This is a genomic window from Acinetobacter sp. YH12235 (assembly GCF_013417705.1).
Taxonomy (GTDB): domain Bacteria; phylum Pseudomonadota; class Gammaproteobacteria; order Pseudomonadales; family Moraxellaceae; genus Acinetobacter.
This window is the reverse complement of the sequence record NZ_VPDL01000001.1, coordinates 187,640-211,524: the sequence shown is the minus strand read 5'-3', so window position 1 is coordinate 211,524 and position 23,885 is coordinate 187,640. Positions and strand designations below refer to the sequence as shown.

Annotated in this window: 27 protein-coding genes; 17 read left to right on the top strand and 10 right to left on the bottom strand. The window is 41.3% G+C overall.

The window, feature by feature from the left end:
• Window position 1: 1 nt before the first annotated feature.
• A complete protein-coding gene (gene mltG / locus FTV13_RS01040; RefSeq protein ID WP_180010711.1) occupies window positions 2-1,060 on the bottom strand; it encodes an endolytic transglycosylase MltG in 1,059 nt (352 codons plus the stop codon).
• A 1-nt stretch (window position 1,061) separates the two neighbouring features.
• On the bottom strand, window positions 1,062-1,877 hold the full coding sequence (gene pabC / locus FTV13_RS01035; protein ID WP_180010709.1) for an aminodeoxychorismate lyase: 816 nt from the start codon (window positions 1,875-1,877) through the stop codon (window positions 1,062-1,064).
• Between the two features lie 161 nt (window positions 1,878-2,038).
• Here pabC and FTV13_RS01030 point away from each other — a divergent pair, with 161 nt between their 5' ends.
• The 8 genes from FTV13_RS01030 to FTV13_RS00995 all read left to right on the top strand — a co-directional run bounded on the left by FTV13_RS01030 (window position 2,039) and on the right by FTV13_RS00995 (window position 10,055).
• Window positions 2,039-3,049: a sulfate ABC transporter substrate-binding protein gene (locus FTV13_RS01030; RefSeq protein WP_034703949.1), complete on the top strand. Its 1,011-nt coding sequence runs from the start codon at window positions 2,039-2,041 to the stop codon at window positions 3,047-3,049.
• 173 nt (window positions 3,050-3,222) lie between these two features.
• Window positions 3,223-4,248, top strand: coding sequence for a sulfate ABC transporter substrate-binding protein (locus FTV13_RS01025; RefSeq protein WP_179992694.1), 1,026 nt, complete (start codon window positions 3,223-3,225; stop codon window positions 4,246-4,248).
• Between the two features lie 20 nt (window positions 4,249-4,268).
• Entirely contained in the window at window positions 4,269-4,874 is a 606-nt protein-coding gene (locus FTV13_RS01020) for an alpha/beta hydrolase (RefSeq protein ID WP_180010707.1), read from the top strand.
• An 86-nt stretch (window positions 4,875-4,960) separates the two neighbouring features.
• Entirely contained in the window at window positions 4,961-5,794 is an 834-nt protein-coding gene (gene cysT / locus FTV13_RS01015) for a sulfate ABC transporter permease subunit CysT (protein ID WP_004784537.1), read from the top strand.
• Window positions 5,791-6,684: a sulfate ABC transporter permease subunit CysW gene (cysW, locus tag FTV13_RS01010; RefSeq protein ID WP_180010705.1), complete on the top strand. Its 894-nt coding sequence runs from the start codon at window positions 5,791-5,793 to the stop codon at window positions 6,682-6,684. The genes cysT and cysW overlap by 4 nt, the downstream gene beginning before the upstream one ends.
• 11 nt (window positions 6,685-6,695) lie before the next feature.
• Window positions 6,696-7,757, top strand: a complete 1,062-nt coding sequence (locus tag FTV13_RS01005; RefSeq protein ID WP_159124059.1) for a sulfate/molybdate ABC transporter ATP-binding protein — start codon at window positions 6,696-6,698, stop codon at window positions 7,755-7,757.
• A 52-nt stretch (window positions 7,758-7,809) separates the two neighbouring features.
• Window positions 7,810-8,733, top strand: a complete 924-nt coding sequence (locus tag FTV13_RS01000) for a CysB family HTH-type transcriptional regulator (protein ID WP_004784546.1) — start codon at window positions 7,810-7,812, stop codon at window positions 8,731-8,733.
• A 119-nt stretch (window positions 8,734-8,852) separates the two neighbouring features.
• Window positions 8,853-10,055 (top strand): outer membrane protein transport protein, encoded by a 1,203-nt coding sequence (locus tag FTV13_RS00995; RefSeq protein WP_180010703.1) that lies wholly within the window; start codon window positions 8,853-8,855, stop codon window positions 10,053-10,055.
• A 63-nt stretch (window positions 10,056-10,118) separates the two neighbouring features.
• On the opposite strand, the gene carO is transcribed toward FTV13_RS00995, so the two are convergent.
• Window positions 10,119-10,853, bottom strand: coding sequence for an ornithine uptake porin CarO (gene carO / locus FTV13_RS00990; protein ID WP_180010701.1), 735 nt, complete (start codon window positions 10,851-10,853; stop codon window positions 10,119-10,121).
• 299 nt (window positions 10,854-11,152) lie between these two features.
• Here carO and dapD point away from each other — a divergent pair, with 299 nt between their 5' ends.
• From dapD to FTV13_RS00965, 5 genes are all read left to right on the top strand, one after another.
• Window positions 11,153-11,974 carry a 2,3,4,5-tetrahydropyridine-2,6-dicarboxylate N-succinyltransferase gene (dapD, locus tag FTV13_RS00985; protein WP_004784553.1) on the top strand — a complete coding sequence of 274 codons (822 nt, stop codon included), beginning with the start codon at window positions 11,153-11,155 and terminating at the stop codon, window positions 11,972-11,974.
• Between the two features lie 131 nt (window positions 11,975-12,105).
• Complete coding sequence (gene queE / locus FTV13_RS00980; protein WP_159124056.1) at window positions 12,106-12,816, top strand: 7-carboxy-7-deazaguanine synthase QueE; 711 nt, start codon at window positions 12,106-12,108, stop codon at window positions 12,814-12,816.
• Between the two features lie 33 nt (window positions 12,817-12,849).
• On the top strand, window positions 12,850-13,518 hold the full coding sequence (gene queC, locus FTV13_RS00975; RefSeq protein WP_180010699.1) for a 7-cyano-7-deazaguanine synthase QueC: 669 nt from the start codon (window positions 12,850-12,852) through the stop codon (window positions 13,516-13,518).
• Window positions 13,519-13,545: 27 nt separating this feature from the next.
• Window positions 13,546-14,007, top strand: coding sequence for a hypothetical protein (locus FTV13_RS00970; RefSeq protein ID WP_034171206.1), 462 nt, complete (start codon window positions 13,546-13,548; stop codon window positions 14,005-14,007).
• Window positions 14,008-14,087: 80 nt separating this feature from the next.
• Window positions 14,088-14,546, top strand: coding sequence for a peroxiredoxin (locus tag FTV13_RS00965; protein WP_180010697.1), 459 nt, complete (start codon window positions 14,088-14,090; stop codon window positions 14,544-14,546).
• A 75-nt stretch (window positions 14,547-14,621) separates the two neighbouring features.
• Here FTV13_RS00965 and FTV13_RS00960 read toward each other — a convergent pair whose 3' ends face one another.
• Window positions 14,622-15,221, bottom strand: a complete 600-nt coding sequence (locus FTV13_RS00960; RefSeq protein WP_166138351.1) for a LysE/ArgO family amino acid transporter — start codon at window positions 15,219-15,221, stop codon at window positions 14,622-14,624.
• A gap of 107 nt (window positions 15,222-15,328) precedes the next feature.
• On the opposite strand from FTV13_RS00960, the gene FTV13_RS00955 reads away from it, so the two are divergent.
• Window positions 15,329-16,231: a LysR family transcriptional regulator ArgP gene (locus FTV13_RS00955; protein WP_180002801.1), complete on the top strand. Its 903-nt coding sequence runs from the start codon at window positions 15,329-15,331 to the stop codon at window positions 16,229-16,231.
• Window positions 16,232-16,277: 46 nt separating this feature from the next.
• On the opposite strand, the gene FTV13_RS00950 is transcribed toward FTV13_RS00955, so the two are convergent.
• Both FTV13_RS00950 and FTV13_RS00945 read right to left on the bottom strand, forming a co-directional pair.
• A complete protein-coding gene (locus FTV13_RS00950; protein ID WP_180010736.1) occupies window positions 16,278-16,841 on the bottom strand; it encodes a YceI family protein in 564 nt (187 codons plus the stop codon).
• Window positions 16,842-16,888: 47 nt separating this feature from the next.
• Window positions 16,889-17,458 (bottom strand): nicotinate-nicotinamide nucleotide adenylyltransferase, encoded by a 570-nt coding sequence (locus FTV13_RS00945; protein ID WP_180010695.1) that lies wholly within the window; start codon window positions 17,456-17,458, stop codon window positions 16,889-16,891.
• 101 nt (window positions 17,459-17,559) lie between these two features.
• Between FTV13_RS00945 and FTV13_RS00940 the strand changes: the two genes are divergently transcribed.
• From FTV13_RS00940 to FTV13_RS00930, 3 genes are all read left to right on the top strand, one after another.
• A complete protein-coding gene (locus FTV13_RS00940) occupies window positions 17,560-18,360 on the top strand; it encodes an enoyl-CoA hydratase (protein ID WP_180010693.1) in 801 nt (266 codons plus the stop codon).
• 73 nt (window positions 18,361-18,433) lie between these two features.
• Entirely contained in the window at window positions 18,434-19,228 is a 795-nt protein-coding gene (locus FTV13_RS00935) for a nitroreductase family protein (RefSeq protein WP_180010692.1), read from the top strand.
• A 253-nt stretch (window positions 19,229-19,481) separates the two neighbouring features.
• Window positions 19,482-20,075, top strand: a complete 594-nt coding sequence (locus FTV13_RS00930) for a hypothetical protein (protein WP_180010690.1) — start codon at window positions 19,482-19,484, stop codon at window positions 20,073-20,075.
• Window positions 20,076-20,154: 79 nt separating this feature from the next.
• On the opposite strand, the gene FTV13_RS00925 is transcribed toward FTV13_RS00930, so the two are convergent.
• From FTV13_RS00925 to FTV13_RS15650, 4 genes are all read right to left on the bottom strand, one after another.
• Window positions 20,155-21,621 (bottom strand): carotenoid oxygenase family protein, encoded by a 1,467-nt coding sequence (locus tag FTV13_RS00925; RefSeq protein ID WP_180010688.1) that lies wholly within the window; start codon window positions 21,619-21,621, stop codon window positions 20,155-20,157.
• A gap of 136 nt (window positions 21,622-21,757) precedes the next feature.
• Entirely contained in the window at window positions 21,758-22,075 is a 318-nt protein-coding gene (locus FTV13_RS00920; protein ID WP_180010686.1) for an NGG1p interacting factor NIF3, read from the bottom strand.
• A 17-nt stretch (window positions 22,076-22,092) separates the two neighbouring features.
• Window positions 22,093-22,974 carry a LysR family transcriptional regulator gene (locus tag FTV13_RS00915; RefSeq protein WP_159124023.1) on the bottom strand — a complete coding sequence of 294 codons (882 nt, stop codon included), beginning with the start codon at window positions 22,972-22,974 and terminating at the stop codon, window positions 22,093-22,095.
• Between the two features lie 479 nt (window positions 22,975-23,453).
• Window positions 23,454-23,579, bottom strand: coding sequence for a KGW motif small protein (locus tag FTV13_RS15650; protein WP_253144109.1), 126 nt, complete (start codon window positions 23,577-23,579; stop codon window positions 23,454-23,456).
• Window positions 23,580-23,885: the final 306 nt, after the last annotated feature.

The window sequence follows — 23,885 nt, the reverse complement described above, 5'->3', positions numbered from 1 at the left end:
CTCATTCCTTATTTTTTGAACGTAAAACAGAGAGATATTCTTGCACTGCTCTATTGTGGTCTTGCAGACTGCTGCTGAATTTATGCCCACCATTACCCGTTGCAACAAAATAAAGATTTTGTGAATTGTCCGGATGCATTGCTGCTTCAATAGCTTTTTTGCTTGGTAAGGCAATCGGTGTTGGTGGTAAGCCAGCCATGGTATAGGTGTTATAAGGTGTTGGAGTGCGTAGATCCTGACGAGTAATATTACCTTTGTAATTCTCACCCATACCATAAATCACGGTTGGATCTGTCTGTAGACGCATGCCGATTTTCAAACGGCGTACAAATACACCTGATACCTGTTGTAACTCGCTATCCAGACTGGTTTCTTTTTCAATGATCGATGCCATGATCAGCGCTTCATATTTATTCTGATATGGCAGATCTGAAGCACGTTTTTCCCAAGCCTGATCCAGAGACTTCATCTGGCGCTGATAAAGATCGGTCAGAATCTTGCGATCCGTTTCGCCTTTGGCAAAGAAATAGGTATCCGGAGCAAACAGACCTTCAGGATGATTAAATGGAATATTGAGTTCTTTGAGCAATTGATCGGTTGGCAAATTCACCACTTCTTTAGTTACCAGATCATCTTTCTTTAAGGCATCAATCAGCTGTTTAAAAGTCGTACCTTCAATCACCAGAATCCGGTTCATCTGAGCATTTTCTGCATTGGAAATCATGTCCAGCACTGCACGGATACTCATACCTTGAGGAATTTCATAGACACCCGCCTTCATGGTGTCATGAATCATGATGCGCTGATACAGCTTTAAAATAATCGGAAAGCTGACATAATTTTCTTTGGCCAGCCGATCAATAAATCCAGAATAGGTTTCACCGTTACTAATTGCCAGTAACTGTTTTTGACTTTCTACAGGATAATCTTTCCATAGGCTAGCTTTCAGGATCAACCCTAGAACCAAGAGTATCCCGATTAGAAATAAAACTATCCCTTTCATGAAACCAGGGCGTTTGGCATTATTTTTCTTTTTGGTTTTAGACTTGGAAGCTGACATATTAATAAGGCATCTGATTCAATCGAAGACGGTTAAAAAGTTCAATACAAGCATCTACATTTAAAGCACGCTGCTCAAATTGAGTGGCAATTTTCATCGGACTGAGCGCATTGCAGAAAAACAGACTGTCGATATGGGGAATTTCATCCATTTCCACATCACGCTGCTGACAGATAATGCCCTGATCCTGCATACGTTGCAAAATTTCTGCACGCATCACACCGAAGACGCCATTATAACGAAGTTCTGGTGTAATCCATGTATTGTTTATACGAATGAAGCAATTACTGCTCACCCCTTCAACAATTGTACCCTGCACATCAGTTACCAGTGCTTCCGGCCAGCCATGCTGATCCGCTTCCTGTTTAAGCAACACCTGTTCCAGACGGTTTAAGGTTTTCAGCCCCACCAGATTCGGCATACTGAGGCCAATGGCCTGTTGCAATACACCCGTCTGAATCTGCTCATAACTGAAGTCCTGTACTGTTTTCGGATAATAGAACACCCAAAGATCTGCCGGATGCTCTGGCAGGCTATAACCACGCTGTCCTATACCACGACTCAGTACAATCTTTAAGGTTCCGTTCAATTCATCTTCTGATTTCAATAACGCTTGCAAACTTTTTTCAATCAGGTCCAGATCAGCCTGCAAACTTATTTTTTGCTGGCTCATCCTTAAACGGGCTAGATGACGGTCTGCTAACTCGATCCGATTTCGACGGATGCGCGCGGTAGTAAAGCAACCATCACCATAATGAAAGGCACGATCCAGCACATCTATATCTTTGACGGGTTGAGCATTTTTTAAATACAACATGCTTTTAAGGCCTCTCTGATGACGGATAAAGCGATGAAATATAAGCTCCGTCTATATATCTGTTTTACTCACATAAAATTCGTTTTTAATTATTTTTTATGCAAAAAATCTCCAGCTATTCTTGCCCCATCCAACAAAACAAAGAAACATTTGAGGCAAATATGAACATCCGTAAATTAAAAATTGGGGTATTGGCAGCACTTATTTCAGCAACCGCTTTTAGCGTATCTGCAAAAGACTTCCTGAACGTGTCTTATGACCCAACTCGCGAATTGTACGATAACTTTAATAAAGAATTCAGTGCTTACTGGAAAAAATCTACTGGTCAGGATGTGAACTTTAAACAGTCACATGGCGGTTCAGGTAAACAGGCACGTGCTGTCATTGATGGTCTGGATGCGGACGTCGTGACTTTGGCTCTAGCTGCAGACATTGATGAAATCGCTGCTCGTGGCCTGCTACCTAAAGACTGGCAAAAGAAATTCCCACAAAACTCAACACCTTATACCTCAACCATCGTTTTCTTGGTGAAAAAAGGCAACCCTAAAGGCATTAAAGACTGGGGCGATCTGGTGAAACCTGGCGTAGAAATCATTACACCAAACCCGAAAACCTCTGGTGGCGCGCGCTGGAACTATTTAGCAGCTTGGGCCTGGGCGAAACATCAGCCAGGCGGCAATGATACTAAAGCTCAAGACTTTGTTCGCCAGATCTACAAACAAACTAAAGTACTCGACTCAGGTGCACGTGGTTCAACCACCACTTTTGCTGAACGTGGTATCGGTGATGTATTGCTGGCTTGGGAAAATGAAGCACATCTGGCGATTCGTGAACAGCCTGGCAAGTTTGAAATCATCACCCCTTCTTTGTCGATTCTGGCTGAACCACCAGTAGCAATCGTTGAAAAAAATGCTAAAAAAGATGGCAATGAAAACCTTGCAAAAGCGTATCTGAATTACTTGTACTCACCTGCAGGTCAAACGGTTGCTGCAAAGAATTTCTATCGCCCACGTAATGCGGCAGTATTAAAACAATATAGCAATGTCTTTAAATCGCTGAAGCTGGTGACCATTGATAAAGAGTTTGGTGGTTGGGACAAGGTACAGAAAAAACACTTTGCCAATGGCGGTATCTTTGACCAGATCGTAAAGGCAAATAGCACAAAATCGTAATAATAAATGTCTATACAATGGCCTTATTGAATAAGGCCATTGTTGTTTCAAATACTTATAAAACCTTTTATCTTATATTTTCATATAAAATTCATTTTTAATTATTTTTTATGCATAAAGAATAGGTTTATTCTTCACTCATGTTACAAAACGTGTAAGAGTTTGAGGTTCACATGAGCATTTCAACAAAACTAAAACTAGGGGTTCTGGCTGCTGTTATTTCAGCAACTTCGTTTTCTGCTGCAGCGCGCGACTTTCTGAATGTCTCTTATGATCCGACGCGTGAACTCTATGAAGACGTCAATAAAGAATTTGGTAAATACTGGAAAAGCCGTACTGGCCAAAGCATCAACTTTAAACAGTCACATGGCGGTTCAGGTAAACAGGCACGTGCCGTGATTGATGGTCTGGATGCCGATGTCGTAACTTTGGCATTAGCCGCTGACATTGATGTACTGGTCGAAAAAGCCAAACTGTTACCTGCAGACTGGCAGAAAAAATTACCACAAAACTCAACACCATATACTTCTACTATTGTATTCCTGGTACGTAAAGGCAATCCAAAGGGCATCAAGGATTGGGGTGATCTGATAAAACCAGGTGTAGCGATTATCACGCCAAATCCTAAAACTTCAGGCGGTGCACGCTGGAACTATTTAGCAGCTTGGGCATATGCAAAACACTTACCGGGCGGTAACGACAAAACTGCACAAGAATTTGTTCGTAAAATCTATAAACAAACCAAAGTACTTGATTCAGGTGCGCGTGGTTCAACCACCACTTTTGCTGAACGTGGCATCGGTGACGTATTACTGGCTTGGGAAAATGAAGCACATTTAGCCCTTCGTGAACAACCGGGCAAGTTTGAAATTGTGACTCCTTCCCTGTCAATTCTGGCTGAGCCACCCGTGGCGATTGTTGAAAAGAATGCCAATAAAAAAGGCAACAAATACCTGGCCCAGGGTTATTTAAACTTCCTTTACTCACCACTGGGTCAGGAAATCTCAGCACGTAACTTCTATCGCCCACGTAATGAAAAAATACTGGCGAAATATAACCAAGTCTTTAAGCCATTAAAACTGGTGACTATTGATCAGGAGTTTGGTGGCTGGGATAAAGTACAGAAAGCCCACTTTGAAAATGGTGGTGTTTTTGACCAGATCGTTAAAGCTAACAGCGCAAAAAATAATTTAAGCTGATTTCATACAGGAGCATCGACATGACTCATACGCTTATTGTTCCCGGTGTAGGTGGCAGTGAATACAATCACTGGCAAACCTGCCTGCAACACCGGCTCATGCGTTGCTCCCGGGTGCAGCAAAAAGACTGGAATCATCCGGTACTGGATGTATGGGTCGCAGAATTTGTTAAAACCCTGCAAGCCATTCCAGATGATGTACAAATTGTGGCACATAGCTTTGGCTGTTTGACCAGCGTGGCAGCACTGGCCCAGCATCCTGAACTGAATACTAAAGTCAAAAATCTGGTGCTGGTTGCACCTGCCAATCCGGTACGTTTTGGGGAAAATGGTTTTGCCCGTGATAACCAGACAGATTACAGTGCCTATTTTCAGCAGCTCAAGATTCAGGCTCCAACGACTTTGTTGATCAGTGAAAATGATCCATGGCTAAGTTTTGAAGATGCTCAGGTTCTGGCGAAAGCCTGGAAGATCAAACCGATTAATCTGGGAGCTGTAGGCCATGTCAATGTTGCTTCCGGTTTTGGTTCTTTCCCTGAAATTGAACAATATTTGATTTCAGAAAAGGCTATGCACCATATCAGCAAAGTTGATGAGAGCAAGTATTATTTTAAATTTGCATTTTAGTCCCTGCAAATTATGCTTGTGCCGATTCTATTTTCTAATTTTCGCTGGTTAACTTTAACCAGCATTCTCTCTTTTGAGGAGTAATCATGTCGCAGCGATCCCGAGTGCTGCCAGGATTTGGTCTTTCTCTAGGCTTTACCCTAGCGTATTTGTCATTAATCGTTCTGATCCCGCTATCTGCCGTTTTTATTAAATCACTCGGCATTGGCTGGGAAGGCTTATGGGAAATCCTGAGCTCTGAACGTATCTTGAAATCATTACAGCTAAGCTTCAGTTCAGCCATTATTGCTGCTTTGATTAATGTAGTTTTTGGCCTGTTACTGGCATGGTGTCTGGTGCGTTATAGCTTTCCGGGCAAACGTATTGTCGATGCACTGGTCGATCTGCCTTTTGCCCTGCCAACCGCAGTTGCCGGTATTGCTCTGACTTCTTTATATGCACCGACTGGCTGGATTGGTCAGTATTTAGATCCAATCGGCATCAAGGTGGCTTATACCCCGATCGGTATTACCCTGGCCTTGATCTTTATCGGTATTCCTTTTGTGGTCCGTACGGTACAGCCGGTTCTTTCTGATTTAGAAACTGAACTGGAAGAAGCGGCTTCTGCACTCGGTGCAAACCGTTTTCAGATCGTCACCAAAGTCATTTTCCCGATTCTGCTGCCAGCACTGATCACAGGTTTTGCTTTGGCCTTTGCACGTGGTGTCGGTGAATATGGCTCGGTCATTTTCATTGCCGGTAATCAGCCCTTTGAAACTGAAATTGCGCCATTAATGATTATTTCCCGTCTGGAAGAATATGACTATGCCGGTGCGACCACAATTGCTGTAGTGATGCTGCTCATTTCCTTTGTAATGCTCTTCCTGATTAACTTATTGCAAGCTTGGGCGAGCCGCCGTACCGGGAGAACTGCACGATGAGTTTAAATACCAACAGCAATGCGCTGGCTGAAAAGCTGCAATCCCGCGATGCGACTCGTGAGCCGACCTGGGTACGTTATACCCTGATTGCGATTGCACTAATCTTCTTTTTAAGCTGCCTGATCCTGCCTTTGGTTCTGGTCTTTGTTGAAGCATTTAAACAAGGGGTTGGCGTATATACGCAAGCCCTTGTTCATCCAGATACTTTATCTGCGGTCAAACTGACTTTACTAACGGCTGTGATCGCAGTACCGATGAATGTAGTATTCGGCGTAGCTGCAGCCTGGTCAGTGGCGAAGTTTAACTTCCCAGGTAAATCAGTTTTAACCACCATTATCGATATGCCTTTCTCGGTATCACCTGTTATTGCAGGTTTGATGCTGGTATTGATTTTCGGTACTCAAGGCTGGATGGGTGGCTGGTTGATGGATAATGACATCAAGATCCTTTACGCCGTTCCTGCGATTGTTTTAGCGACTGTATTTATTACCGTACCTTTTGTAGCACGTGAGCTGATCCCTTTAATGGAAGCGCAAGGTACTGAAGAAGAAGAAGCTGCGATTGTACTCGGTGCATCTGGCTGGCAAACCTTCTGGAAAGTGACCCTGCCAAATATCAAATGGGGTCTGATTTACGGCGTAATTCTGTGTAATGCCCGCGCCATGGGTGAGTTCGGTGCAGTATCAGTGGTTTCTGGCCATATTCGTGGTGAAACCAATACTTTGCCGCTACACGTCGAAATTCTATATAACGAATATACCTTTAGCGCTGCGTTTGCCGTGTCATCGCTCCTGGCTCTCCTCGCAATTGTGACTCTGGTTCTGAAAACCTGGGTCGAACTGCGCCAGGAAAAACAAGACAAACGTAATGATGATTCAACAGTTTCTTAAGGAATGCCCACATGAGTATTCAAGTTAAAAATATTGAAAAACACTTTGGTGCATTCCATGCACTGAAAAACATTTCTCTGGATTTCCCGGATGGTCAGCTGGTTGCCCTGCTCGGCCCGTCAGGCTGTGGTAAAACTACCCTATTGCGTATCATTGCAGGTCTGGAATCTGCTGACGGTGGTCAGGTGATTCTGGAAGGTCAGGATGCAACCAATGTTCACGTTCGTGAACGTGAAGTGGGTTTTGTATTCCAGCACTATGCCCTGTTCCGTCACATGACTGTGTTTGACAACGTGGCATTTGGTCTACGTGTCCGTCCACGCTCTACTCGTCCATCAGAAGCTGAAATTAAAAAACGCGTGACCCGCTTGCTTGATCTGGTACAACTTGGCTTCCTGGCTGACCGTTATCCGGCTCAGCTTTCTGGTGGTCAGCGTCAGCGTATTGCTTTGGCTCGTGCACTAGCCGTTGAGCCACGTGTACTGTTACTGGATGAACCGTTCGGCGCGCTAGATGCCAAAGTCCGTAAAGAACTGCGCCGCTGGTTACGTACCCTGCATGATGAACTGCACATTACTTCAATTTTCGTCACTCACGATCAGGAAGAAGCCTTAGAAGTTGCAGATCAAATCGTAGTGATGAACAAAGGTAATGTGGAACAGATCGGTTCACCACGTGAAGTGTATGAAACACCGAAAACACCATTCGTGTTTGACTTCCTGGGACAAGCTAACCGTTTCGAAGGCCAGAATAATGGCGGCATCATTCAGCTAGGTGAAGACCGTATTCAGTTCGATGCCGCTAAACAGGCAGCTCAGGGTAATGTCATTGTCTTCGCTCGCCCGGATGAACTGCGTATTCATGTACAACCACAAGAAAATGCGATTCAGGCCACGTTCATTCGTGAACTCTGGATTGCAGGAAAAGTCGTTGCAGAATTGAATGACCGCCAAGGCAATCTGATTGAAATTTCACTGACACCAGAAGAAGCCCGCGCTCATCAATTCCGTCCGGATCAAACTGTTTGGTTGAGTGCATTAAATCTGCATTTATTTGAAAACCAGGTCGCGTAAGGCTGCAAGATGGGGCTTTTAAATGCCCCATCCTCTTATAGGGTAAAGAATTATGAATTTCCAACAATTAAGAATTATTCGAGAAACTGTTAGACAGAATTTTAACTTAACTGAAGCTTCAGCCGCGCTTTACACTTCGCAGTCAGGTGTCAGTAAGCATATTAAAGATTTAGAAGATGAGCTTGGTGTACAGCTATTTATCCGTAAAGGTAAACGCCTATTAGGACTGACTGAACCAGGTCAGGCACTTCTTGGTATTGTAGAACGTATGCTGGTTGATGCAGACAATATTAAACGTCTTGCAGATGACTTTAACAAGGTCGATGAAGGTACATTAACGATTGCAACGACGCATACCCAAGCACGTTATGTATTACCGCCGATCGTGAATCAGTTCAAAAAAGAATTTCCGAAAGTTCATCTGATTTTGCAACAAGCCAGTCCAATGGAAATTACTGAAATGCTACTTCAGGGTGAAGCAGATATCGGGATTGCGACTGAAGCCTTAACGACTGAAGAAAATCTGGCGAGTGTGCCTTATTACAACTGGCAGCACAGTATTATTACGCCGCAAAATCACCCGCTAAATAGCAAAGAACAGGTACGTATTGAAGACCTCGCTGGCTATCCGATTATTACTTATCATGGTGGTTTTACTGGCCGTTCTAAAATCGACTCAGCCTTTGAAGAAGCCGGTGTAGATGTTGATATTGTCATGTCAGCTCTGGATGCCGATGTGATTAAAACTTATGTCGAGCTCAACATGGGTGTCGGCATTGTCAATGATCTGGCTTATGATCCAGAACGTGACTATCGTCTGAAACAGATTAAAACCGATATTTTCGGAGTAAATACTACCTGGATCGCCGTACGTAAAGGCCACTTATTACGTGGTTATGGTTATGAGTTTATTTCTTTATGCTCACCAGATGCGGACATCAAGGCACTGAAAAAAGTGGCTTATCCAGATGAATAATATGGATTGAATTTTCTAACTTGAAGAGGCGTATTGCCTCTTTTTTTAATTTTAACCGTAGATTATTTCATTAAAAATCAAGCATAATTACAATATAATTCAATAAATAAATTATATTAATGATGAGCTACAAATTTTCCCTCTTGGGATGTGGACTGATTTTTTCCGGGACAAGTTTCGCAGCAGCTTTTGAACAATCCAATCAAACCATCCAGTCCTTTTTTGAAAAGGATCATTATGCCGAAGTCTCATTTGCCTGGACGAATCCTAATGTTAGCGGTCAAGTACAGCATACCGAAGTATTAGAACAATTAGGTATTCAGGATTTTTCCACGGGTCAGCTTGCGAATAATCAACTGGTTGCGAATGCTGCATTAAAATTACAACTTCATCCAAAGATCTCTTGGGGACTCATTTATGATCAGCCCTTCCATGTCGATATTGCATATCAATATAGTCCAATTTTTGCAGGTGAACCTACAAAGATTGAAGCAGCCGATATTGAGTTTGATAGTCATAATCTGACTTCCATTCTTGGATATCAGCCTGATCCAAACTGGAATCTCTATGCAGGACTGAGTTATCAGACCTTAGAAGGTAATTTAAGTTTGGTAGGTGAATCTTTTTCAGTCTTTAATGGTTATCACGTTCAGCTTGAACAAAATGCTGACTGGGGTTGGCTCGCTGGAATGAGCTATCAAACTCCTGAGTATTTCTTTAGAAGTTCGCTGACTTATCGTTCAGCCATAAATCATCAACTGCAAATCACAGAATCACTTATAGTCGGCACAACTACGCCCAGCTTTACGAAAATACAAACACCTCAATCTATTAATTTAGATATTCAGAGCGGACTTCCCTCCCAGAATATTTTTTATGCGGGTTTACGGTGGGTAAATTGGCAAGATTTTGTCATTCAACCGCCGAAATTCGGTACAGTGATTGATTATGCCGCCCTGGAGTTTCCTGAAGTGAAAGATATCAAGATGATCGATTATCAAGAGGATCAATGGTCGGCCAAATTTGGAATCGCCCATCAATGGCCTTCTTCTATGATTAATTCTTTTGAAATTCTATGGGACTCAGGTACGGGAAATCCAGCTTCTACCTTGAATCCGAGTGATGGTTATTGGGGAGTTGGTTTAGGCTATTTTCAGAATTTTCAAAAACACTGGGATATTGCTACAGGACTGTATTATTTAAAATTCCAGAAGCCTAAAACAAATTCAAACGCTGTTATACCCCAGTTCGTAGGCTTATCTGCAGTGGATGATAATGATGTTTGGGTCGTCGGTATGAAGTTGGGCTATCATTTTCAATAGCTTTTAATAAACAAAAAAAACGAGCCGAAGCTCGTTTTTTTTATTAGGCTTAGCAGCTACAGCTTAGAAGCGGAAACTTACACCCAGTTTCGCTACTGGAAGCCATTCGTATTTATTATCTTCACGAATTTCACGACGTTCTTCAGCTAATGCTTCTGCTAAAGTACGGCCATCATCACCAACCAAACCTAAAGCTGCTGTATTAGCATCTAAACTTACAGTAGGATTACCATTGTAGTATGCACCGATTTCACCAAATACACCCCAACGGTTAGTGATTGCTGGAGAGAAACCAAGACCTACATAAGGTGCGATATTGTTTTTGTAAGATAAATCACCATTAATACGAACATCTGTTGTGCCTGCATTAAAACGTGAACCATCTACAGTAAATGACGCATTAGTACCCGGACGACGTTCTAGACCATAATCATTATCGATATAAGCCACACCTGCTGCCATATAGAACCAGTTCGCCCAAGGACGAATTTCAGCGTTCAAATAAGTCAGGTTATTGTCCATATCCAGGTCATATTTATTACCGTTGATTGATAAATCATCAGTCCAAGAAATATCACCACCATTATAACCTAGAGTAACACCTACATAAGGGTTAGCATTCCAAGAGATCGCGCCACCGTAACCGGTAGTACCGACTTCAGCACGAACAGCTGCAGGTTTAAAGAAAGAGAATTCAGCTACGCCTTCATCTGTTACGATTGTTTCATCAGCAGCCATGACAGATCCAGCTGTGGCAGCTAGAACGGATACTGCTAAAAGTTGATATAAAGCTTTCATTATTTCTCTCCTCAAAAGAACTTTTTTTTCATCATTAGTTATTCGTGATGAGCTCAATATAAAGGAGTCAATGAATATTTTTTATTCGTGTTTTGCTGAGCTTTTGTTATTTTTTGATACATATTAATTTTTCTTGTTGAATGATAAGCCTTTTTTAAACAATGTTTGTACATATCTAAAATACGAAAAGGATACTAATCACTTTACTTGCGAATTTAATTCAGCACCCTTCCTAGTTTTCCATCTTTTTAGAGCAATATAGTGTAAAATATCGGAAATTTTTTTCTGGAAGGAAGATCATGTCTCAGCTTTCAACAATCATTGAACAAGCGTTTGAAGACCGTGCGAATTTCACAGCAGCAGACTGTCCTGCTGAAATCCGTCAAGCAGTTGAGGAAGTAATTGCTGGCCTGGACAATGGTACTTTACGTGTTGCTGAAAAAATCGAAGGTGAATGGGTTGTTCATCAATGGATTAAGAAAGCGGTATTGTTATCATTTAAATTAAACGATAACAAACCAATGGAAGCTTGTGATCTTCGCTTCTACGACAAAGTAGATACTAAATTCTCTGACTGGACTGACGAGCAGTTTAAAGCTGCTGGCGTACGTGTTGTTCCTCCGGCGGTAGCGCGTAAAGGTTCTTTCCAGGCGAAAAACGTGGTACTGATGCCTTCTTATGTGAACATCGGTGCTTATGTAGATGAAGGTACAATGGTCGATACTTGGGCAACTGTAGGTTCATGTGCTCAAATCGGTAAAAATGTTCACTTGTCTGGTGGTGTAGGAATCGGTGGTGTTCTTGAACCGCTTCAAGCTAATCCAACTATTATTGAAGATAACTGTTTCATCGGTGCACGTTCTGAAATCGTTGAAGGCGTAATCGTTGAAGAAGGTTCTGTCATTTCAATGGGCGTATTCATTGGTCAATCCACCAAGATTTATGACCGTGAAACTGGCGAAATTCATTATGGCCGCGTACCTGCTGGTTCTGTTGTGGTATCAGGCAGCCTGCCATCTAAATGCGGTAAATACAGCTTATATGCAGCTGTAATCGTGAAAAAAGTAGATGCGAAAACTCGTGCTAAAACTAGCCTGAACGATCTGCTTCGCGAAGACTAAGATGTCTTAACCTAGAGGACACATTTGTGTTCCTCGGAGCTTCAACCGCTCCTCGTCTCTACGGTCAGCAATGATCGTAGGGATTTTTATTTTTATACATTGTTATTTATTTTTCAGTGGTTAATGTTGTTATGAATACGCTTCGATCTTCCGCAATTCCAGTTTCTGATCCGTCTGCGGGCTTACGCATTACGGAGATCTTCTATTCATTACAAGGTGAAGCCAATACTGCAGGTTTACCGACCGTATTTATCCGCTTAACCGGATGTCCACTGCGCTGTACGTATTGTGATACTACCTATTCTTTTGAAGGTGGCGAGCGTAAATCTTTAGATGACATCATCCAGACCACGCTTGATTTTAAAACGCCTTATGTCTGTGTGACCGGTGGTGAACCATTAGCGCAACCGAACGCCCTACCTCTGATACAGCGACTTGCAGATTTAGGCTGTGAAGTCTCTTTAGAAACCAGTGGTGCATTAGATGTTTCTAAAGTGGATGCACGGGTATCCAAAGTTCTGGATTTAAAAACGCCAACTTCAGGTGAAGTTGCACGAAATTTGCTTACAAATCTGGATCATTTGACTCAGCATGACCAGATTAAGTTTGTGATCTGTAATCGTGAAGATTATGAATGGTCAAAACAGCAGGTAGAACAGTACCAGTTGAATGAAAAAGTCAGTACAGTCTGGTTCTCCCCTGCATTTGCAGTTGAAAAAGGAGCTGCACGCTTGCCACAATTGGCACGTGATCTGGCTCAATGGATTTTAGAAGACCATCTCCCTGTTCGTTTCCAGCTGCAGCTGCACAAGTTGTTATGGAATGATGAAACTGGTCGTTAATTTTTGTAAATTTACTATATTGGAGTATTTGTTATGCGCCCTCGTGCCATTGTATTGTTATCTGGCGGATTAGATTCAACAACCTGTCTGGCTTGGGCGCAGGCACGCTATGAATGTATTGCACTGAGTTTTATGTATGGCCAACGCTCTACTACAGAACTTGATGCAGCTCGTGCACTGGCTCAACGCTCGGGTGTAGAACATCGTGTCATCAATATTGATTTAGGTAACCTAGGCGGCTCAGCCCTTACTGATCATAGCATTGAGGTACCAGACCAATTGCAGGAAGGTATTCCGGTAACCTATGTACCTGCACGAAATACCATCTTCTTATCTTATGCTTTGGCTGCTGCAGAAGTGTTCGGTGCTGAGGCAATTGTGATCGGGATTAATGCGGTGGATTATTCAGGTTATCCAGACTGCCGCCCGGAATTTATCGAAGCTTTTGCCAACATGGCACGCCTTGCAACCAAGGTTGGTGTCGAAGGTCAGGCCCTGAAATTTGAAACACCTTTGTTACATTTATCCAAAGCAAATATCATTCGCTTAGGCCTAGAACATGGCGTAGACTACAGTCAAACGGTATCTTGCTACCAAGCAGATGCCCAAGGACGTGCGTGTGGAACATGTGACAGTTGTCGTTTACGCAAGCAAGGTTTTGCTGATGCAGGTGTTGAAGACCCGACACGTTATTACCTTTAAAATCGATCAAGGTTATAAATCCATATTATGAATATTAAAGCCAAATTACTTGCGACTAGCCTACTCTCTTTGTCTGCCCTATTTTCAACTGCATCTTTTGCAAATAATGATCAAGCTAAGGCAAAAGCAGAATTTGAGGCGATGAAAAAAGAATACACAACTGCCATGAAAAATGCTGGAAGCAGTTCAAATGTACGTGACGGTTTAATTAAAGCCTGTGCTATTCCATACAAACAGGCAGTGAAGTACAAAAAACTGACTCAGTCTGATGTGAACAAGCTTTGTACATGTGAAGTAGATGCGGAAGGTAAATTGACTCAAGCCCAAAAATGGCAGATTCAAAGTACCATTAACCAGAAGAAAAACCCTGCTACTTTAGACTTTGTTAAAAAACAAAGCCAGAACGTGCAGTCTTGTGTAGGCCCACAGCTCGCAGGTAAATTAAATTCACTTGCTGCAGAAGCCAATAAAGCCGCTCAAAAGAAATAATCCTGACGGATGTTTTTCTAGGATAAGCCACTATAATGTGGCTTATTTTTTTGAAAAAATTTAGAAAAATTGGAGAGATCATGTCTGAGATCAGCTTACTTGAGCACACTTTTCCGACCACTACAGGTGAAATTAATCTGGCCCAACTGGATGCAGAATGGCTGGTGATCTATTTTTATCCTAAAGATTCGACACCTGGCTGTACCACTCAGGCAGTCGGTTTTTCTTGTTTAAAAGATCAGTTTGATGCGCTCAATACGACTATTCTGGGCGTATCACGTGATTCGGTTAAAGTGCACCAGAACTTTACTGAAAAACAGAATCTGACTATCAATCTGATCAGTGATAAAGAAGAAGTGTTATGCAAACACTTTGATGTCATTAAAGAAAAGAATATGTATGGTAAGAAAGTGATGGGCATTGAGCGCTCTACCTTCATTTTCCATAATGGCAAATTGGTCAAAGAATACCGTAAGGTAAAAGCCGCTGGCCATGCTGAACAGGTCTTAGAAGATTTGAAAGCTTTACAGGCTGCTTAAGATCTTTCATAAAATCAAAGAAGGCATGAATAGAAATATCATGCCTTTTTCTTTAGAGTTGCTGCAAAGAACAATTCAGTTCACTAAAGAAACTGCAATTGACCACATTACACAGCCAATGAGTACATCCAGTATTTTCCAGGCTTTTGGACGCTGAAAAATAGGTTGCAAATAACGTGCTGCATAGCCCAATCCAAAAAAGAATACAAAGGACGCACTAATCGCTCCCAAGGCAAATTGTATCTGCGCATTGGAATATTGGGTGGAGATAGAACCAATCAAGACCAGTGCATCCAGATAAACATGCGGATTGAGCCAGGTCAGCATCAAACAAATCAGCAAAACCTTATATAAAGAAGGCACATCTTTTTGATCTGTGTCCAGACGCTGCTCATTCTTCCAGGCCTGATAAAAATGCTGAGCGCCATAGATCGCCAGAAAAGTTGCACCCAGATATTTCGCCATATTGATCCAGTGCGGATTGACCAGCATCAATTGTGAAAACCCCAAAACACCGGCAAAAATTAATATTGCATCAGATAAGGCACAACACATACAGATCGCAAAGACATACTGCTGTTTCAAGCCCTGCTTCAATACAAAAGCATTTTGTGCACCAATGGCAATAATCAGGCTAAAGCCTACTGCAAGACCTTGTATATATGCATTTAACATTGGAATATCATGGAATTATAAAGATGGGGATCATTATCTATGTTATTCTTTTCAATTAAATATAATTAAGAAAATATCATTTAGACTAAATTTTATTTAGGTAAGCTATGCCACTTAATTCTAAAAACTGTGATGCTTTTCTGGCTGTTGCAGAAACCCAAAGTTTTGATGCTGCCGCAAAAGTATTAAATATAACGGCTTCGGCAGTCACTTTAAGAGTGCAAAATCTGGAAAGAGATTTGGGGCAAGTTTTGGTGCTACGTGAGCGTCCTTGTAAAGTGACCAATGCTGGTCAAACCTTACTGAATTATTTGCAGCATCAACGCCTGTTACAGCAGCAATTGATCCAGCAATTAAATGGTCAAAATAAAGCAGAATTTAGCTCGATTCATATCGCGGTAAATGCGGATTCACTCGCGACCTGGTTATTTCCCTGTCTGAACACCACCCTGCTTGCAGAGAAAATCACTTTGAATCTTCAGGTTGCTGTTCAAAGTGAAACTCATAAGCTTCTGGAGCAGGGCCAAGTCAATGCCTGTATTAGCAGTGAGAGTGAAGCCATGCCGGGCTGTAAGGCTTATTTTATTGGGCAGATGCATTATAGAATGGTCGCAACACCTGCTTTTGTGCATTCCTGGTTTAAACAAGGCATTCACCGGGAATCACTGCGTAAGGCACCCGCTGTGATTTATAATGATCAGGATCATTTACATAGCCATCTACTGTTAGCTCAATTTGGCTTAAACCAGCAATGTTTTCCTTTTCACTATATTCCCTCCTCGACCGCCTTTGCGGACGCTATTTTTTCTGGATTAGGATATGGTTTGGTGCCGGACTATCAAATTGCGGACCGGATTCAAAATGGGACACTGATCGAAATACTGCCTGAATGCTGTTGTGATGTACCTTTATATTGGCATCACTGGAAACAGCAGTCTCCCGCTCTAAAACAGTTAACCAAAGTCATTCTGGAACAGGCAGAACAATGTATGAATAATCCAATTCAATAAGCAGTTCTATGATGTCCTGCCGAATTCACAGAAATTGAATATCAGATTATTGGGTTTTCCACTGTCCCATTAGGTGAATATTAACTTTTTCACCCACGCCTGCAGTGGCTTTCTTCATCCCAAAATCTGAGCGATTAATTACCGTAGTGGATTTCACATCGAGTAGATTAGGATTAGCCTTGTTCGGTGTCAGAGTGGTATCGAAAACTACTGGTCGAGTAGCCCCTCTTAGAGTGAGTTGACCCATGACCTGATAACGATTCGTACCATTTGGCTTAAACTGGGTACTTTTGAAATTGACTGTTTTATAGCGCGATGCATGAAACAGATCCTCACCCATAATCATATTTTTAAGGCTGGGCTTGGAAACCTCCAGGCTATCCACCTGCATAGTGAACTCAGTAGATGACTGTTGTGGCCGATCGGGATCAAACTGCATGGTTGCCTTGAACTCTTGAAAATTTCCCTTTACCACATTTAAACCCAAGGAGTTAATGCTAAAGCCGACACTACTTTGAGGCGTCAATGTCCAGCTTTTAGCATACGCAGCCGATATACACATAGCAGATAGAGCACCCGCATAAGCTATATTTTTCAGGAATAGATTCATTGTGTTCATCCTTAACAATCAAATGAACTCACTACCTTAAAACGGTTTTAGCCCAGATTTGTTTTATCATTTAGTTCAAACTTGTTGACCAATTGTTGATAAATCTCATTATTTTTAAATTTATGTAAAAACTCACTGGTGCCTAAAGGAAAAGCCGATTCCACCACTTCACCGCGATAATACGCTTCACGTAAAGGAGTGGCGGATATAGCGCCAACCAAGCTATCCAGTTCCACCATTTCCCATTCCGGGAACAAACTTAAATAATAAGAAGATTCATCTTTAAAGTGTCCAATTAGACCAACTTTTACTTCTGCTTCAACTACTTCAGACACCAGCGATTTCACCAGTTTTTGCCATTTTTCATCATTATAGACGTCAATGACATGGACAAATTTAATCCGTTTCTGATCTGCTTCAGAAAAATTCGACAGGATCATTTCTTCACGCTCAGTGGCCAGAAATGGATTTTTAATATTGCGTTCTTGCTGTGCTGAGCCTAATGCCAGAATCACCTGCTGGCTCTGCTGCAAGGCAATTTTAATCGTTTGCATATGGGCCAGATGGAAAGGTTGAAAACGACCAATAAACACCAGGTAATCAAATTTATACTTCATAGCACATCTTACTTTTATGAACGCATCAGTTATGCCGCAGGGAAGTTTTTGCGACATAATAAGCGCCAATAAATTCATATTAATAAAGCAAGGATAGTACGATGACACTGAGCTGTATTCAACAACCGCATCAGCATTTAAATGCGAATTTAGACCATGGCGTATTGACCTTAGCCATTCACCGTCCTGAGGCAAAAAATGCGCTTTACGGCGAACTATATCTATGGATCGCACAGGCACTGGATGAAGCGGATCAGGATAGTAGTGTGCGTGTCGTGATTCTACGTGGTCAAGACGCAGACTTTAGTGCCGGCAATGACATGCAGGACTTCATGAAGTTTATTCAGACACCTCTGCAAGCTAAGGCTGGCGATACCCCTCCTTTTGTCCTGTTGAAGTCCGCTGCAAAATTTTCCAAGCCTTTAATTGCAGCCGTTCGTGGCGTTGCGATTGGTATCGGGGTAACGATTCTGCTGCATGCTGATCTGGTTTATAGTGACAATACTGCCCTGTTCCAGATTCCATTTGTTAGCCTTGGCCTGTCGCCTGAAGGCGCTTCAAGTAAGCTGTTAGTACAACAAGCTGGCTATCATAAAGCGGCTGAGTTACTGCTTACTGCACAGCGATTTAATAGTCAAAAAGCATTGGGTGCAGGTCTGGTAAATAGCATTGAGGAAGATGTCTATGCCGCTGCTGAAAAACAGGCAAAAACTCTTGCCGCTTTACCCCTGGCTTCTATTAAACAAACCAAAGCACTGATGAAGCATAATCTGGCTGAAATTATCGAGTGTATTGATGATGAAGCGGAGATCTTTATGAAACGTGTGGGTTCACCTGAAATGACGGAAGCCGTTCAGGCGTTTATGCAAAAACGGAAACCTGATTTCACACAATTCAACTAATTCTGAAACTTATCTTTTAATTGAGGCAGTTTAGACTGCCTCAATCTTTTATTTTTTTGAAAGAATCTAGCTTATGACTAATGAAAACTCCCAAACGACTTCTCAAACAACCGATAGTTCAAATCCTGAAAAGAAACGTTACTACGAACCTGCACCTCAGGATATTGATGTAGACAATTTCCGAAAGGTCATCGAAAGCCGACGTTCTGTACGTAAATTCACTAAAAAGCCAATTCCTGCCGAGGTCCTCGATGCCTGTCTGGATTTGGCCTTGCTGGCACCAAACTCTTCAAACCTGCAGCCATGGACATTTTATGTGGTGCAGAACTCCTCCAAGAAAAAACGTCTGGTTAAAGCATGTATGAGCCAGCTTGCTGCTAAAACAGCTTCAGAACTGATTGTCTGTGTGGCACGTACTGACCGTGTAGATGAAATGGCAAAACTGAATATCAGCGAGTTTCCATTTCCTGAGGCTCCACCAGCCATTAAAAAGTACTATAAGTACATTCCCTATAACTACAAGACAGGTTATCTGAATGCCTTTGGTAACTTTAAGAAAGTCGCTTTCAAAGTAGCCCGTACACTCGATAAACAAATGCCGGTTTCTGCATTTAGTCCTGCCGATGCCAAGCTATGGGCAAGTAAAACCACAGCACTAGCATGTGAAAATCTGGTACTGGCTTTACGTGCTTATGGTTTTGATAGCTGTATGATGGAAGGTTTCGATGAACCAATGGTTCGTGAAATTCTGGACCTGAATGATCAGCAATATCCGGTGATGGTGATTGGTGCTGGTGAACGTGCCAAAGATGGCGTGTTCTTCCCGCAGTATCGTTTTGATCGAGAGCTGTTTATTCAGAAGGTTTGAGTTTAAAAATAGTATTTAAAGGATTTAAGAATATTAATTTACTTAATATTTGATGACATGGATGTCGCTTAATTAAGTATATTAGAAAAATCTAAATAATAATTTTATAGTTTCCTCATACAAGTATTTCATAATGATTTTATTCTTATAAAGAATCACTTAAAACAAAAATTTTCAATCATCAATTATCTCAACCAAATTAAAACTAACTACGAAATAGCCTTAACCTTCTCATCTAAGACAGGCGTTTATAATGGTCAAACTTATTAAAACGAGCATACTTATAAATATAATAATGTTAGCTACAGGATGCTCATCAATGATGAAAAATAGTATTAGTTACGCTATACATTATGAGACAGGAAAATTTATATATAAAAACAATTGGCCCGAGTGTAGAAATTTAACAATGACTCCAGATTTAATAAAAAATCAAAAATATATTACAACTTATAGTAGCTGTAAGGTATCTCCTGAAGGGTATGTTCCTCAACAAATTATTATTGAATATGTACCTTGGTTGACTTATGAAGAGCAAATAAAAAAAGGATATGGTGTTCCTGAAGAATTACGTTACGCTCAAGGAGAAGCAGCAGCAAAAAAAAGACTAGCGATAATGAATGCAGAACAAGAGGGTATAGATAAAATTCCAGCCACAGCATGGAAACGTATTATATTAAATCCCCCTAAAGAAGTAGAGAAATATAAGAATCAGGTTCCAGAAGGCAAAGGTAATCGTAGTCGAGGTAAAGAGATTCATTACCTCATTTCCCTTAATCCTGATGGTAGTTACAGTATAGAAACCAAACTGTATTGGGTTGAGAAATATCAAGAAAAGTGGAATTGAAGATTTATTTAAGCATCTAGTCAAGTCCGTTTGATTTCACACGGACTTAAATAAACTAAAATTTTTCCTAAATATAATTTTATATTACTTTCAACTTCCGATAATCAATCCAATTACAATGAAACCCAACCGGCACTCGGACGGGTAAATAAATTGTGGCAATTGGCCCATCCTTAATATGCTGTGCATCCAAAATCACAACTTTCGAAGGGCTACAATCTAAAGCATGCACATAAGACATGAGCCAACCCTCATTTTCAGCTTGTGCACCCTCTTTTTCGACAAATATAGCCTCACCTGTGACCCAATTTTCTCCAAATGAATAACTTTCTATGGTCGTAGTTTCTAAATCATGACCCAATAAGCTATTACTGCTGACATGGTAAGGATCATCAAATTCGCCAAAGGAAATGCTATAAGCATAACGATATGGCCGCCCGGTATAAGCTTCATTAATGCGTGGGAATTCCTGTTTAACATCCGATAAGATTGTCCGCTTCACTTTCCCTGTTCCTTTTTCGAAGACAAATCGTTCTAATCGAAGATCCTGATCTTCAATTGGGCCCTGAATCGAATGCACCATCGCTTTGGAATGTACCACTGCATCCATGACGACATCCCCTGTATCCAGATCATAAGCATTCATGGTATGGAAAATAAAACAGGGATCAATGTTGTACCAGCGTATATCCTGAGCACTTCCACCAAGAGGTAATAAGCCAATACGTGCCTGATGTTTCTGGTTCCATTGATATGGCAGCAATGAACCTTTTAAAGCACTTTGCATTGAGAAATTTACATTTAAGTCCAGAATTAAGACCTGAGATTCGGTAATCGCACAGTCATGTACCATCGGACCATGTTTGACTGGAATCTCAACATGATTTTTCAGTTTACCCTGTGCATCTATATGCAGATAAAAGACTTTATTATGGGTTAGCCCATCATAACAAACCGCATGAATATCACCGGTATCTGGATCAATATGTGGATGTGCAGTAAATGGCAAGTCTAGATCATCATTCTCAAACAGATGATGGCACTTAGATTCCAGTTCACTATTCACTTCGATTGGATAAGCACCCGCTTCGACCAATGCCCAGATTTTCCCAGCAAAATTGATGATATTGGTATTTACTGGATCAGCTACACCACGACTTTTCCCCGGAATCACTGAGCGATGTAATTTCTTCTGTACACTATCCGCACCGACATATTGGCTTTTGTACCAGTGTGCTTCACCTTCTTTAAGCCGTAACGCATGAATCATCCCATCACCAGTAAACCGGTGATAAATTTTTGGATTTTTCACTGTAATGGGGTTCGGGCCAATTCGCATCAAGGCGCCATCTAATTCTTTCGGGATCTGCCCTTCTACCTTCAATTGAGTTGAAAAATGCTCCTGCCGCTGCGGTGCAAAAATACCATCCAGATATGGATTATCATGGGCATATGGAATACGGTTATGTAGGATTTCTGCGCCGTATTGAATAGATTTATTCAGCGTATTTTTGAACATGCTGCTCAGCGGTTTTGGCAACTGCATTGTTATATTCCTTGTTTTATTCTTTTATTTGAGTTGTTCTGATAAATTTTATAATAATAAAAGCAGATTGGGTGTTTTTAATATATAGACGGCACATCAACACTAATGCACCGTCGGTTTATATCACTTCTAAAATTTAAACTTTTATATCTAAGAGCTGTATAAATTCAAATGCCGGTTCTTCATAAGGATGACTGTCTTTTAGAGCCTTAGCCACTTCAACAGCCTTTTCATCAGGCACAAGAATTTCGACCCGCCATTCTTCCACCTTTTCTAATTGGCCAATTTCCCCAATATGAGGATCTGCGCCTTGCTGCGGCTTAAATTGTCCAGTTCCCAGCACTTGCCAGGCACAATCGGTATATTCACCAATCCCACCCGCACCTGCTGCAAAGATGGCCTTCTTGGTTTCCTCTAGGTTTTCATCTGGTACGTAATAAATCAGTTTAAGCATATATCCCTACAAGTTTTTCAAGCATTTACCGTATTGTTAAGGGCTTCGGTAATAATATTCAATGCTGGATTTTGAGAGTTCTTGTTAAATGTTGCATATAGTTCTACCTGGGGTAAAGGTCGATCTGTCTGGATCACTTTCACTTCATCATTCAGGAAACGCAATAAATAATCGGGAGCAAAACTGAAACCCATCCCCATATTGATCAGGTTAATATGCTGTAGCACATTGGTCGCCCACAGCACCTGATCGTGCTTTAGCTGATCAAAGGACATCAAAGCATTCAGTCTTTCGTAAAATACAGGTGATGCATTCTGATCACACATAATAATCGTATGATTTTTCAGTTCTTGTAATTTCAGTATTCGATCGGTTGGGTGCAAATGCTTGGCTGCAACCAAGTGAATTTGCTCCGTCAATAAATGAATATTGTCAAAATCTGGATGATCCATCTGAAAACGGGTAATACTTAGATCTAGTTCAGCATTTTTTAGACGTTGAAGCTGTTCCAGACAGAACAGGCTATGCAGATGAATTTTCAGATCTGGCATGGTCTTTTTCAACTTGGCCAAAATATGTGGCATGACTTTTAGTTCGGCAACATTCAGAAAACCAATATGAATCTGGTTATTTTTCTGCTGGGCCACCTGTCGTGCTGACGCAACGGCCAATTTGGCATTTTCTAGAGCTTTTTCTGCATAGATTAAAAAGGCCTTACCTTCATCGGTTAACTGTATTTTTCGTGAAGAACGCTCAAACAGGTTAACGCCAACTTCCTGCTCCAAATCTTTAATCTGCTGGCTTAAAGAAGGTTGAGCCGTAAACAGCTTTTCAGCAGCCCTAGTGAAACTCTGCTCCTGCGCCACGGTAATAAAATAGCGTAAATGTCGAAGTTCCATAGATTGCTCACTTCAAAAAACAGGTGCTTATCATACGATTTAGGCCAACGTATTGAAAATATTAATAGATCAATAGCTTATACGAATACTCATATATCTACTTTCTATGCATGGCCAGACTTTTCCCCTCCTACATTTATACCTGTTTCAGGTATACACATAGTGTCTTGCATGACGCAGTATTCGACATTGAGCTCAGATTAAAGTTGGAAACAGGCAGCAGAATCGCTGAACTTGCCATATCTGGAGGTGATTCAGATTGCTTCTCATGATGTTATAAACCCTAGAATGGCAAGTCTGAAATTCATGAATCTGTGTAATTCTGGTTAGGCCGGTTGGTTATATCACTTGGTGTTATCAGGATAGTATTAATAATGCTTTTGATTATGTGAATACGCTGAAGGTAACGTTAAAGCAGATTCAGCTCACTGTTTAGCGATAAAAAAGCCACCTCTCGGTGGCTTTTTTAAATCTGTTGATCAAGAACCCTGTAGCAAATAACTACCTACCAAGAACAGCACCTGTAGGCCAACGACAAAACCAAATAACCACCAACCTTTCTGACGTAATTCTGTTCTATCCATTATTCTGAGCGTCTTAGCCATGTCATCACCTCATTCTTGAGTGTTGATACTGAACTGATCTATACCATCTTTCCTTTAAAGTGCATAAATATTGTGCATTATTTACACAATATCACTTCTATGCAGATATAAAAGCAAAATCTAAACCAGTTCAGCGGGAGAAAATTAAATAAATGTTTCAAACTGCTTAGAAAGCAAAAAGCCACCCACTGGTGGCAATTGATGAAGCTAGTCTAAACAAAAGTAAATGATTTTTCTAGTTTTACTAATTTCCCATAAGTTCAAACTATAAAAAAGGGCCGCTGCTGCGACCCTTTTTTTGAAGCT